Origin of the sequence: Bacillus sp. FJAT-18017 (assembly GCF_001278805.1) — a bacterium.
Lineage (GTDB): Bacteria > Bacillota > Bacilli > Bacillales > Cytobacillaceae > Bacillus_D.
On record NZ_CP012602.1, the window covers coordinates 476,035 to 490,293 of the forward strand.

The following is a 14,259-nucleotide window of genomic DNA, read 5'->3' on the forward strand; positions in this document are numbered from 1 at the left end:
CATACAAGAAAAGACAAAAGGTGGGAAATGAGTGAAGGTTGCATCTCTGGTAAAATCTGTCGTATGCCTCTTAGTCCTTTTTTCATTCGTTCTGTCACTGGACCATAATAAAGCTGAAGCTGCCTATTCCTTTCAGGCTAAAGTAACGGCTAGCTCTCTCAATGTTCGTTCCGGCCCGGGAACAACCTACGCAGTCATAGGGAAGTTAACAACAGGCAAAATTGTAACGGTGCTCCAACAGAAAAACGGCTGGTCAAGTATCACAGCAGGTACCGTAAAGGGGTGGGTTTCATCCCAGTACCTTTCTCCGGTAACCTGGACGGGTTATGTGACTGCTGACAGCCTAAATGTTCGCAAAGCAGCCAGTGCTACTGCTACCATCCTTGGCGCAATCCCCCGTGGTACAGCAGTAACAGTTCATGGAACCGATGGCGGTTGGCTGAAAGTCACTGTTCCTTCCAAATCACTAAGCGGCTGGGTATCTTCCTCCTATATATCAAAAACAGCCGCATACCCAAAGCTGGTTTTAAAATCAGCTACCACAATGAGGAAAGGGCCTGGCACATCATATGCCATCATTTCCTCTGAATCTCCTGGCACCTATTATGATAAACTCGCCGTAAAAAACGGCTGGACCCAGGTGAAGAAGTCAAATGGGACAACAGGGTGGATAGTATCGACACTTTTAAGGGATCCTGCTACAGTCCTGAAGGGTAAGGTGATTGTCCTTGATGCAGGCCATGGCGGATACGATAGCGGAGCAGTCGGAGCAATTTATTATGAAAAGATGCTAACGTTAAAAACGGTCCTTCAGCTCGGGCCAAAGCTGCAAAAATCAGGTGCGAAAGTTGTTTATACCCGGACAACAGATACGTACCTGACGCTTGCAAAGAGAGTCAGCATTTCGAATCTGAATCTTGCACATGCGTTTTTGAGTATTCATTACAACGCATTCTCAAAAACTAGCACTGGGATTGAAACATACTATTATTATTATTCAAGAGAAAGGTCCCTTGCATCTTCAATCCAGAATGGAATCATCAAACAGACAGGAATGAGAAATTTAGGGGCGAAGTACGGAAACTACCATGTCTTACGTGAAAACAAGCGTCCTTCCGCACTGCTGGAGCTAGGCTTTATTTCAAATCCGTATGAAGAAAAAACTATCGCTTCGTCTACTTTTCAAACAAAAGCGGTACAGGGCATACATGATGGGTTGTTCAACTATTTTTTGAATAGATAAAGTACAAGTACTTCTGTTTGCGTGTGTTCCTTCATCCCGAAAGGATGGTTATTCATGCATAGCTTTTTTGCCGCCATCCCAGTTCGAGGGATGGCGTTTTTTTGTTTTTAAAGCCATTTTTAGGAACGGATGGAATGAAAAGATGATTCGGCAAATTATCTATAGTCTTGACATATTTCTACAAAAGCCATTTAAATAGTAGGTAGGGCTTTTTTAGACCTTTTTTAAAGAAGGGGAAAATTATGTTATTTAGTTCATCAATATTCTTATTTGCGTTTTTACCGATTGTGCTAATTTTGTATTTTATTAGCCCACGAGTACTAAAGAACATTATATTGCTTGCTGCAAGCCTGTTCTTTTATGCGTGGGGAGAACCTCGCTATACAATCATCATGCTTATCTCGATACTAATCAACTATCTTTTTGCATTAATTGTTGATAAGAAAAGGGAAAACGGGACTGCGGTTAAATGGATCCTTGGCAGTATGGTCGTTGCCAATCTCGCTATACTTGGCTTTTTCAAGTATGCGAATTTTTTCGTTGACAATCTAAATGGGCTTCTTGGAACAAGTATAAATATTCCGGATATCCCGTTGCCAATTGGAATATCCTTCTATACATTTCAAGCTATGAGCTATGTGATTGATGTTTATCGGAAGGATGGCAAAGTTCAAAAAAATCCGATTAATATGGCCCTTTATATTTCTCTATTCCCGCAATTGGTTGCCGGGCCGATTGTCAGATACCAGACAGTTGCGGATCAAATCAATGAAAGACGGGAAACGATTGAAAAGATTGCAGAAGGAATTAAACGGTTTCTAATTGGTTTGGCTAAAAAAATGTTTCTTGCAAACAACTGCGGTCTTATCGCTGATCAAATTTTTGCGCAAAACCCGTCGGAAATGTCTATGGGGCTCGCCTGGTTTGGTATTATTGCGTATGCTCTGCAAATCTACTTTGATTTCTCAGGTTACTCGGATATGGCAATAGGTTTAGGGAAAATGTTTGGGTTTGATTTTCTTGAGAACTTTAATTATCCGTATATCTCGAAATCTGCTACAGAGTTCTGGCGCAGATGGCATATCTCACTTGGAAGCTGGTTCAGAGATTATGTTTATATTCCGCTAGGCGGAAATCGCAAAGGTGAAGCCAGAACCTACCTGAACTTACTGATTGTCTGGTTTGCGACGGGATTATGGCATGGAGCAAGCTGGACCTTTATTGCATGGGGTGTCTACTATGGGTTATTAATCATGATTGAAAAGGCATTCCTGCTGAAATTCTTAAAAAGGATACCCGCAATCCTACAGCATATTTATACTTTATTAATAGTTCTAATTGGATGGGTATTTTTCCGATCAGAAACATTCACCTATGCCTTCGATTATATTAAAGCCATGTTTGGCATGAACGGTGTTGGTATGTGGGATCTCAAGGCGGAATTTTACAGTCACGAACACGGAGTTATATTGTTGATTGCGATAATTGGTGCTACCCCATTATTCAAAAAGCTGCTTGACTGGTTATCTTCTGAATATGGAAACAAGGCCGTAGTGGCAGGAAAATCAGTGGCATTGAATACGTATTATGTGGCTCTTCTTGTTCTCTCAGTGATTTACGTTGTATCAACAACCTTTAATCCGTTCATTTATTTCCGATTCTAAACGATACCTCGCCTGGAAGGGGTGCGATGATGCGCTATAAAATAAAAGATGTTTTTATTGTGGTAGTATTCTTCGGTTTTATCTTTGCATTTGCGATACTTTCTTTGCTTGGAGCAGACAATGTTTCTTCCCAACTCGAAAGCAGAAAGCTTGCTGAAAAACCGGTTGCCGATCCTGAACTGATTTTGTCAGGAGAATACTTTAAAAACTATGAGAAATACTTTTCGGACCAGTTTCCGCTTCGTAATAATTGGATTGAAGCCAATGCGTTGCTGGACCGGAAGTTGTTAAAGAAGGATTATATCAGGGATATTTATATCGCCGATGATGGCTATATGATTACGCCGGTAAACCCTGCCAACAAGGGGAACTCTATTCCTGGAATTCAGAAAAAAATTGATACATTTGCCAGTGAACTTAAGGAACAGAACGTGAAAACATATTTTGCTCTTGTTCCCAACAAGTCTACGGTAATGGAAGATAAATTGCCTGACTACATCGAAAGCCATGCGAATGACTATTCAGATAGGCTGTTAAAAGGCTTTTCTGCTGATGTTGGCGCGATTGATTTTAGGGATGAAATCCTCTCCCAAATGGAAGAGGAAGAGAATCTTTATTTTTATTCAGACCACCACTGGAAGCCCAAGGCAGCCCTTATTGCTTACCAGAAAATTATTAATGAAATGTCGCAGGCTTTTCCCGAAGTGGGCAAACCGCTTGAAGCAAATGACTTTGTATGGAAAGAACATCCATCGAAGTTTTTTGGGTCTGAGGCCAGGAAGGTTACCAAAGTAAACGTACCGAAGCCTGACACAGTGACGATTGTGGAAGCGAAAGACAAACAAAAGCCTTTGACCGTTTGTTACAGTGGGGATTGCAATAAGAGTCTATATAATTTGAATGTCCTTGAGAACGAAGAAACGTATACAAATCGATATACGACTTATATGTCCGGGGATGTAAAAGAAGGAATCATTAAGAACCCGAATGTAAAAAATGGCTTGAAGGTTTTAATCCTAAAGGACTCCTATGCCAATCCTTTGATACAGTTCATGGCTATGAATTTTGAGGAAACACGGCTGCTGGATTTAAGAAAGCATAAAAACCTTGATGTTAAAGAGTATGCACTTAAGCATAATATCGATGCGGTCCTTTTCGTTCATAATATTAATTCAATTGTCATAACCCCGGCCTTCATTAATCTGGGTGGGAGCAACTAATACGTACAACTAGGCTGCCTGGAGAAGTTGTTTAATAACGCTTTTCGGGGCAGCATTTTAGTAGTATTCCCTCATTTTTTTGAACCTCTAAAGCAGGTTCTTTAATATTTGAATCACTATCGGGCTAAAACCCGATTTTTTTTGTTTATATGTAAAAATCCCCCGGGTAAATAGTAGGATTGGTAAATTAAGAAAAAGTTGAAAAAATACTAAAATTCCCAGTTGAGCCGTGATATACTAAGGAATGGATTTTTAAATCTACTCTATTAAATTATCAGAAATGAGGGGTTAGCGTTTGTCCATGGAGTCTTTGGCTAAAGAGCAAATGAATATAGAGCAGCCTGACCAAAAAGCCCGATTTTCAGTCGATATAAAAAGGCTTGCTGTAGCCCTGTTAACTGTTTTTTTTATGGTGGGACTGCCAGTTCTGACTCTTATTGCGAGTGAGGTAATTGTCAGAGGAGCACTTGAAATGCCTTTTCTCGATTGGGCAAAGGAGTTTACCAAAAGGTTTGCCCTAAACGCAATTCTTCTTATCGCCTTATTTAATATCTTTTATATATTGCCGCGTAAGTGGTTTATGATATCGAGTTTATTTGTAAGCAGTATTCTGCTAGTTTTTGCAATAGCGAATAAAGTGAAATTGGAAATTAGAAATGCACCTATTGCTTTTAGTGATTTAACATTAATAAAGGAGCTCCAGGGCCTTGAAAATCCAATTGAACTTAACCTGGTCGCAATTATTGGAGCCATTGTCGGGCTAGTTGCCGTAATTGTGGCCATTGTGTTCCTGGTTCCTCGGTATAAGGAATTCTGGGTATTGAAAGCTGCGGTTTTCCTTGTCTCGGTTGCCTTCCTGTATATCTTCATTGCCGAGAAACCTGTTTCACCTATGAAAATGGTACAATTTCAGAATACATGGTGGAGGCAGGAGCTTGGCACGATGCGCAATGGGTTATATGGGAACTTTGTCCTGTTGGCCAAGCAAAACAAGATTAACCCGCCAAAAGGCTATTCCGAGCAGACGATAGGAAAAATTGGTGCCAAATACAAGCCTTCTGTTCCGGCGGCAAAAGGTGAAAAGCCAAATGTGATCTTTTTAATGAGCGAAGCATTTATTGATCCTTATAGTTTTGGAAAACAATATTTTACGGAAGATCCGATTCCAAACTTTAGAAAGCTTTTCAGCGAATCCATGCATGGCACGATGTACTCTCCTGAATTCGGCGGAGGTACCGCCAATGTCGAATTCGAGGCACTCACTGGCTTGAGCAGGCAGTTTATGCCTGATAATACAGTTGCATACCAGCTTTATGTCAAGAAGCCGCTTCCGTCGGTTGCCTATTTATTCCGCGAAGCGGGATACGAAACTACGGCTATCCATTCGTTTTACAACTGGTACTACCAGCGACGGCCAGTGTATAAAAATCTTGGCTTCAACAGGTTTGTTCCAGGAGAATTCATGGATCTGGAGCATGAGATGGGAACAGGGCATGGTTATCCAGAGGACACTCAAACGATGAAAACGATTCTTGAGACGCTTGATTACACAGAAGAGCGGGATTTCCTTCATGTTGTTTCTATTGAAGCTCACCAGCCTTACCCAAAGATCCCGGACTCCAAATTTTTGAAAAAAGGTCTCCTTCCTGAAGAAACCAGGCAATATCTCAATAATTACACAGAGCGTATCCATAACGTGGACAAGAAGCTGGGCCAATTGATAGAGGATTTGGAAAAACGAAATGAACCAACGATTCTCGTATTCTTTGGGGATCATTACCCAGCATTTGAGAGTAACTACCGTGTCTACGGGAATGCAGGAACAAAAGTCGCCCATAATATTTTGGGAGATTATGAGGATTTTATGGCCTCCCACAAAGTCCCATATTTCATCTGGAATTCCGAAGAGAATAAGCCTTCCGAGCTTGATCTAACACCGAATCAATTCGGCGCAATTGCCCTTGATATGGCTGGGGTACAGGGGAATACTGTCACTGCGATTCTGGATAAAATGAGATCGGTCGGTGACTCGGTGATCCCATATAGTAAGTGGCAAAAGCAAATGGGCCAGCAAACGAAGGAAATGAAAGATTTGCGTATGCTCCAGTACGACTTGCTGCATGGAAAAAGGTATAGCAATAACGCGATAGACGGCCTTATTGACTCTCCTTCTAAGGATTACTATCTCGGCCTCTACAAAACCATGAAGCTTGTAAGCATGGAGGAAACTGGCGGTAAATATAAAGTAGTCGTAAAAGGCGCGCCTAAGTACTCTAACCTGGTAGAGGAGAGTAGCAAGGAAATCGAGACAGAGTGGGAAGACGGAGGGACAGGAGTGGCAATATTCTTTGTTAAAAAAGAAGATGTTGATCCTGATAAAACCTATCGCTTCATAGTAGAGGATTCTCTTGGAAATAACCTCCGGGCAACGAAGAATTTTTCGTTGAAAAATAAATAATGAGTAATTGAGGCTATCCCGGAAGATTAGGGGTGGCCTCTTTTTTGGTTTTCTTCTGGCTATTTTATAAAAAATGTTGTTTTTTAACGGAAGAGATTGAAGCGCCTCGCGACAGGCAAAGAACGCCTGTCCCTGCGATGATTATTCATGGAAGATTCCCTTTGTGAAGCTGAAGTCACACTTATTTAGCGCTGTCTTCTATTAAAAAGCTGTCTTCAAACCAATCAATCCTCTCTCTGGCTACACTCTTTTACCCCTAAGATTCTACAAAACATATTATTTTTCCCTATATTTCTATCGGGTAAACTAGGTATAATTGAGCATTTTTGTAGAAAACTATTAACTTTTATGTGGAAATTTAGGATAATAATAGACGAAAGATAATAAAGGAGGAGAGTTTACCATTAAAATCCGACAATTAAATAGACCCCTAATTCCTCTCGTATTATTGATCGCGCTTTTCTTTATATTCCCAGAGGGCAAAGCGCATGCCGCAGAAGAAAATTGGAAGGCTTCCTTTTACCCTCAGCTTAATTATCAAGGAACGCCGATTGTGAAGACCTATAGCGATGTGAATTTTTCATGGGGAGGCAATTCTCCCGTTGCTGGTATTCCTAAAGATTCCTTTTCTGCAAAAATATCAAAACGGGTCACAATAAGTGAACCTGGTCTATATACGTTTAGCGGAACAGCAGACGATGGGATCCGCATTTATGTGAACGGTAAAAATAGATTGAATAAGTGGACGGATGGCGTTCATAACTTCAGTACCAATGTCTATCTTACCCAGGGCACCCATGTTGTGACGATCGGCTATTACGATAAGAAGTGGAGTGCTACGCTGAAGGTGGACCTGGCAAAAGCTGATGAGCAGCTGCAGGAAGATACCTGGAAAGCAACGTACTATCCTTCCTTGAATTTTACCGGGATACCGGTAACGGCTACTGTGAATGAGTTGGATTTCTCATGGGGAGGCAATTCGCCGGCTGAAGGGATTCCTACTGATAACTTCACGGCTGTTTATGCCAAACAGCTTGTCCTTGATAAGCCAAAGAAATTTAAGCTTTCTGGAAAAGCGGATGACGGGATTCGTGTTTATGTTGATGGCAAAAAGGAAGTGGACCTTTGGCAGGATGGCGTCAATCCATTTGAAAAGGAACTATCGCTTGAGGCTGGGACCCATACAATACTTGTTGAGTACTATGACAAGAAATGGAGTGCGACCCTGAAGCTTGGGTTGGAGGATATTACTCCTGTTCCTGTACCTGAAGTGCCAGCTGGCCATTGGAGCGCGTCCTTTTATCCAACAGCTGACCTTACAGGAACTCCTGTTCAGACCTCTTATCAGGACTTAAACTTTTCATGGGGCGGCGGTTCGCCTGATCCCGCAATTCCGGCTGACAATTTTTCAGCGGTATTTGAAAAAACAGTCACTGTAGATGAAACAGGTAATTATAAAATTATCGGTACAGCGGATGACGGAATGAAGATATATGTGGATGGTGTTCTAAAGGTCAATGAATGGAAAGACGGGGTAAGCCAAATCAATGAATCGATTACCCTTGCTGAAGGCAGTCATAAAATCAGGGTTGAATATTACGACCGAAAATGGAGTGCAACACTGCGCCTTGATTTGATTGAAGATTTTTGGAGGGCCCAAATCTATCCAACAGCTGGGCTTACTGGAACACCGGTAAATCTGGCATATGCCGATTTAAATCTTAGCTGGGGTGCTGGCTCACCTCATTCAAGCATACCAGTTGATGGATTTTCTGGAATCTTTGAAAAACAAATCAATATAGAAAAAGCCGGGAAGTACCGACTCACTGGAAAAGCAGATGATGGCGCCCGGATCTATGTCGATGGCATCAAGCAGGTTGATGTGTGGAAGGATGGAGTCAATACAATCAGTCATGACTTAACACTATCAAAAGGGCTTCATACGATTAAGGTTGAGTACTATGACCGGAAGTGGAGCGCGACTTTGAATTTGGATTTAAAAGAAGTCCTGATTGGCAAATCGTTTACTTATACAAGCTATCCCAATACACTGGCTGAAGCTGTAGCCATCCAAATGAATTATTCCCAGACCGATAAGAAATATGATGCGTATGTACGGAGTGATGCATTAACAGTAGATACCGCTACTCCGAATACAGGCATCGTAAACGGTGTTGGCTGGAATGTGCGTGGCGGAAAGCCAATCGACGGTTGGGTTCTTGGAAAGCTGAATGACAAAGAAAGAGTTTCGATCCTTTCAAAGACAGCTAAGCTTACGGATGGGTATATCTGGTATAAAATTAATTACAACAGGTCATGGGTTAATCCAAGCCCTGAAGATATTTCGTATTATTTGAATCCGAATACGTTCCCTCTTGAGAGCAGGCAAAGCTATCAGTTTATCAAACTTTCCCAGCCAGCGGAATCTGATCCGAATGAAGTGAATCAGAAGGTTCTTGCCAGCAAAGGCGTTCTTACCGCCAAGGCATCGGTCTTTCTTCAGGCAGGGCGTTCGTATAACATCAATGAAATTTATTTGATTGCCCACGCTCTTCACGAAACTGGTAATGGAACATCGCATTTGGGAACGGGAGTTAAAGTGAATGTGAAACGTGATGCGAATGGGAATGTCGTTAAAGACGGCAGCGGCAATACGGAAATAGTTGTCTTGGACAGGTCTGCAACAAAGTATGATGCGATTGTCTATAATATGTATGGAATCGGTGCATATGACAGCTGTGCACTCAACTGCGGTGCTAAAAAGGCTTACAATGAAGGCTGGACAACTGTAGATAAGGCAATTATCGGCGGCGCTCAGTTTGTTGCTGAGTCATACATCCATCGCGGCCAGGATACGTTATACAAAATGAAATTTAATCCGGCAAGGCCGGGGTATCATCAATATGCGACCGATATTGGCTGGGCTGTAAAGCAAACGCCGAATATCTATAATATTTACCAAATGCTCGATAGCTACTCGCTTATCTTTGATATCCCTAGTTACAAATAAGCACGGAAAACACGCATGGCAGGAAAACCTGTCATGCGTTTTCTGTTTAAATAGACATCACTGAAAAAATTGGCAAAGCCTGCTGTGTCTGCGATGGAAGCCTCATTTGTATTAGCTTGACTAGCCACTAGGATCGGTACAGGCAAAAAAACGCTCACCCTTACGAAGTATATTCTAGGACATTTTCATCAATGGGAAATATCTCGTGTTTTCAAAAGAAAAGCTGTTAAAGCTATAAGTGGATGAATTGTGAAAGCTTTGCGCCTCCTGTCCATTTCTTGAAAAAGGGGGTAAAAGGGTGTATAGTTTAAATGAGTTTTTATGTCAAAGACTGTCTAATAAGGATGCAGGTCCTATTTATTTTTTGCTTAATTAACGGAAGATCCATAAAACTGGACAAGAAGAGAGGTTAAGACTGTGATCTATGCAGAAATCCTCGCGGGCGGAAAAGGGACCCGCATGGGCAATATTAATATGCCTAAGCAATTTCTAACATTGAAAAATACGCCGATTATCATCCACACAATTGAAAAATTCATGTTGAATGATCGGTTCGACAAGATTATTGTTGTTTCACCTAAAGAGTGGATCAACCATACAAAGGATATTATCAAAAAACATATTGGCCCGACAGACCATATTGTGGTTGTGGAAGGCGGCAGTGACCGTAATGAATCAATTATGAGCGGAATCCGCTATATCGAAAAGACATTTGGACTTAATGATGATGATGTAATCATTACTCATGACTCTGTCCGTCCATTCCTGACACATAGAATCATTGAGGAAAATATTGATGCCGCACTTGAGTATGGTGCAGTCGATACAGTAATTGAGGCGATTGATACAATCATCAGGTCAGAAGACCGTGAAACGATTACTGAAATTCCTGTCCGGGATGAAATGTACCAGGGCCAGACCCCACAAAGCTTCAATATCAAAATGCTCGTCAACCATTACAATTCCCTGTCTAAAGAACAGAAGGAAATTCTGACTGACGCCGCTAAAATCTGCGCGCTTAAAGGTGAGAAGGTTAAATTGGTCAAGGGCGAAGTATTCAACATCAAAGTGACTACTCCGTTCGATTTGAAAGTAGCAAATGCTATTTTACAGGAGCGGATTGAAAAATGATCAATCAAGTATATCGATTAGTTTCTCCGCGCCAATTCGAAGTGACATATAAGGACCGCTCACTGCAGTCCGACCGGATTGTTGTCCGTCCGACTTACCTTTCTATCTGTGCTGCGGACCAGCGCTATTATACAGGTTCAAGGGGCAAGGAAGCGATGGCAAAGAAACTGCCAATGGCGCTTATCCATGAGGGAATCGGAAAGATTGTCTTTGATCCGAAAGGCGAGTATAAGCCAGGTACACCTGTTGTCCTTGTTCCGAATACACCTATGGAGCAGGATGAAATCATTGGTGAAAACTACTTGCGGACCAGCAAATTCCGCTCAAGCGGCTATGATGGTTTCATGCAGGATTATGTATTCATGAAACGCGACCGGATTGTTACCCTGCCAGAAGATTTGGATCCCCGTGTGGCTGCTTTCATTGAGCTTATTACGATTAGCATGCATTCCCTGTCCCGTTTCGAAAAAAGAGCCCATAACCGAAGAGATGTTTTTGGTGTGTGGGGAGATGGGAATCTTGGTTATATTACTGCCTTGATCCTTAAAAAGACCTACCCGGAAAGCAAGGTATACATTTTTGGAAAAACGGACTACAAGCTGAACCACTTTTCTTTCGTGGATGAAGCTTATCAAATTAACGAGATTCCGGATGATGTCAGGGTTGACCATGCATTCGAATGTGCTGGCGGTATAGGCAGCCAATATGCAATTAACCAAATTATTGATTATATCCATCCTGAAGGATCTATCTCCATTCTTGGCGTTTCTGAATATCCGGTTGAGATTAACACCCGGATGATTCTTGAAAAAGGGCTTACTGTCATTGGAAGCAGCCGGAGCGGCAGGGATGATTTTCAAAGGACGGTCGATTTCATGAGGGACAATCCCGAGGCGGTTGAGTACCTTGCAACTCTGATTGGGTCTGTCCATGAAGTCAGGACTATTCAGGATATTATTGAAGCGTTTGAAAAGGATTTAACTACCTCCTGGGGAAAGACAGTTATGGAGTGGAAGATTTAAGGTTTGGCAGAGGTTGAAAGGCAGGCAGAAGCATGCGAAGTTTAAGATATTTGCCCACAATACTTGTAAAGTGGCTGGTTAGGCTATCCTTTTTGTTATTTAGTGCCCTATTTAAGATCAAGGAAAAAAAAGTGACATTTGCATCCTATAGGGATACCGAACTAAAGGGGAATCTTGCCTGCATCCATCAGGAATTTAGGGACAAGTATCCAGAATATGAAGCTGCTTTTCTTTTTAAAAAGCTAAGTACAACAAAGCTTGGAAAGGCCAGTTATCTTTTGCATATGATGAAAGCCAGTTACCATCTTGCAACATCCCGGTTCTTCATTATTGATGACTATTATTTTCCCGTGTACGCCATCAAGCCTAGATCCGGTACGGATATCGTCCAACTGTGGCATGCAGCTGGGGCATTTAAAAAATTCGGCCTGAGTACGATTGATAAATCGTTCGGGCCGAGTGCTTCATACCTAAAGCATTTGAAAATCCACTCAAATTATACAAAGGTGTACGTCAGCTCCGCTGAGGTTGTTCCTCATTACGCCGAAGCCTTTGATATGAATGAGAAAGATATCTTTCCCCTTGGCGTTCCGAGGACAGATTACTTCTTCAAGGACAAAATCCACAAAGAATTAACAAGCCGCTTCTTTGAAAGGTATCCCTCCTTGATGGGAAAAAAACTAATGCTTTATGCGCCTACCTTCCGCGGGAAAAGCCATTATCAGGACCAGTTTAAGCTTCCTCTCGACTTTAGTGAAATGCAGGAGGAACTTGGGGATGGGTATGCGCTGATTGTTCACCTTCATCCATATATGAGGGGCAATGTGGAAACACAGGGTAAATGTGAGGGGTTCGTCTGCCATATTCAGGGCGAATTCACGATTGAAGAGCTTCTTGTACTCTCGGATATCCTAATTACTGATTATTCATCGGTTATTTTTGACTATAGTCTATTGTGCCGGCCGATTGCATTTATTGCGGGCGATTTGGAAGACTATAAAGCAGAACGAGATTTTTATTATGAATTTGAAAGCTTTATACCTGGGCCATTTTACACGGCAACCAAGCCTCTCTCCCAATGGATAAAAGCTGGGGAATTTGATCTGGGAAAAGTCATTGGCTTCCGTGACCGATTCTTCGATTACCATGATGGGAAATCGAGCAGCCGGATTGTAAGGCATCTTATTGAACAGGATAGCTTTGGTTCTTCAGACTAAGGGGATTGTTAAATTCCCTTTTTTACGTTTAATCAATATACTTATGAAAAGGAATTTTAGTATGGCAATTAATCTGACTGGGAAACTTAAGCTGAAAGTCTCTGCTGTTTACAATTCAATTAGTAGAAACAGGGGATCGATTTTGTATCGCCTTTTTTACACAAAGGGATTTCGGCTTTTATATAAACTATTGTGCTTTCTGCCGCTGGATTCTAAAAAGGTTATTTTTGCTTCCGACAGCCGTACCGATTTGAGTGGGAACTTTGAATTTGTTTATAAACAGCTGCTTGAGACCCAACCGCAGTTCAAATACCGATTTATGCTGAAACCGGGCACAGGTGCCAGGAAATCCGTAGGGGAAATCATATCACTAGCTTACAATCTAGCGACATCAAAGTTTATTTTGCTTGATGACTTTTACCCGATGGTTTACCCTTTGAAGATTAGAGACGGGGCAGAACTAATCCAGCTTTGGCATGCTGTAGGCGCCTTTAAAACATTTGGTTACAGCCGTACCGGCCTGCCTGGAGGGCCGAGCCCCAACTCCTTGAACCATCGGAATTATACAAAGGCAATTGTCAGCTCGAAAAACGTGGCAAAGCATTATGCAGAAGGATTTGGAATAAGTGAGGATAAAGTGATTGCCACAGGAATTCCAAGAACAGATATTTTCTTTGATGAAATCCATAAAGAAAAAGTAAGACAGGCTCTTTATGAAAAATATCCTTTTCTGAAAAATAAGAAAGTCATTATGTTTGCACCAACATTCCGAGGTCCAGGGCAGCAAACTGCATATTACCCAACAGATGTGCTTGATTTGGACAAGCTTTACAGAGCCTTGGGGGATGAGTATGTATTCTTGCTTAAAATGCATCCATTTGTAAAAGAATATTGGGAAATACCTGATAAATATAGCGATTTTTACTTTGATTTCTCATCCTACCGTGAAATCAATGACCTTTTGTTCATAACTGATATACTGGTTACTGATTATTCATCCGTATGCTTTGAATTTGCCCTTCTTGGTAAACCGATGGTGTTTTTTGCGCCGGATGTCGAAGAGTATATTGCCGAAAGGGATTTTTATTATAATTATTTTTCCTTCATTCCAGGACCTCTGGCAAGGTCTGATGATGAGTTAATCCAAGTCATTGGTGAAGAGCGTTTTGAAGAAGAACGGCTGGACTCCTTTGTCCATTATTTTTATGATGATTTGGACGGGAAATCAAGTGAGCGAGTAGTGAATCAACTGATTGTAAGCAACTGTAAACAGAACTAGATTAATGTAACAGAG

Annotated in this window: 9 protein-coding genes; all 9 read left to right on the forward strand. The window is 41.6% G+C overall.

Going from position 1 to position 14,259, the window contains the following annotated elements:
• Nucleotides 1-31 precede the first annotated feature (31 nt).
• The 9 genes from AM500_RS02300 (at nucleotide 32) to AM500_RS02340 (ending at nucleotide 14,244) form a co-directional block, all read left to right on the forward strand.
• Nucleotides 32-1,243 (forward strand): N-acetylmuramoyl-L-alanine amidase family protein, encoded by a 1,212-nt coding sequence (locus AM500_RS02300; RefSeq protein WP_053597753.1) that lies wholly within the window; start codon nucleotides 32-34, stop codon nucleotides 1,241-1,243.
• Nucleotides 1,244-1,485: 242 nt separating this feature from the next.
• Nucleotides 1,486-2,907: an MBOAT family O-acyltransferase gene (locus AM500_RS02305; RefSeq protein WP_053597754.1), complete on the forward strand. Its 1,422-nt coding sequence runs from the start codon at nucleotides 1,486-1,488 to the stop codon at nucleotides 2,905-2,907.
• Between the two features lie 26 nt (nucleotides 2,908-2,933).
• Nucleotides 2,934-4,127: a DHHW family protein gene (locus tag AM500_RS02310; protein ID WP_082347103.1), complete on the forward strand. Its 1,194-nt coding sequence runs from the start codon at nucleotides 2,934-2,936 to the stop codon at nucleotides 4,125-4,127.
• A 301-nt stretch (nucleotides 4,128-4,428) separates the two neighbouring features.
• On the forward strand, nucleotides 4,429-6,585 hold the full coding sequence (locus tag AM500_RS02315; RefSeq protein WP_053597756.1) for an LTA synthase family protein: 2,157 nt from the start codon (nucleotides 4,429-4,431) through the stop codon (nucleotides 6,583-6,585).
• Nucleotides 6,586-7,033: 448 nt separating this feature from the next.
• A complete protein-coding gene (locus tag AM500_RS02320; protein ID WP_053597757.1) occupies nucleotides 7,034-9,595 on the forward strand; it encodes a PA14 domain-containing protein in 2,562 nt (853 codons plus the stop codon).
• Between the two features lie 417 nt (nucleotides 9,596-10,012).
• A complete protein-coding gene (locus AM500_RS02325; protein WP_043929976.1) occupies nucleotides 10,013-10,726 on the forward strand; it encodes an IspD/TarI family cytidylyltransferase in 714 nt (237 codons plus the stop codon).
• Nucleotides 10,723-11,748, forward strand: a complete 1,026-nt coding sequence (locus tag AM500_RS02330; RefSeq protein ID WP_043929974.1) for a ribitol-5-phosphate dehydrogenase — start codon at nucleotides 10,723-10,725, stop codon at nucleotides 11,746-11,748. The genes AM500_RS02325 and AM500_RS02330 overlap by 4 nt, the downstream gene beginning before the upstream one ends.
• 32 nt (nucleotides 11,749-11,780) lie before the next feature.
• Nucleotides 11,781-12,965 (forward strand): CDP-glycerol glycerophosphotransferase family protein, encoded by a 1,185-nt coding sequence (locus AM500_RS02335; protein ID WP_053597758.1) that lies wholly within the window; start codon nucleotides 11,781-11,783, stop codon nucleotides 12,963-12,965.
• A gap of 61 nt (nucleotides 12,966-13,026) precedes the next feature.
• Nucleotides 13,027-14,244, forward strand: a complete 1,218-nt coding sequence (locus AM500_RS02340) for a CDP-glycerol glycerophosphotransferase family protein (protein ID WP_231688092.1) — start codon at nucleotides 13,027-13,029, stop codon at nucleotides 14,242-14,244.
• Nucleotides 14,245-14,259: the final 15 nt, after the last annotated feature.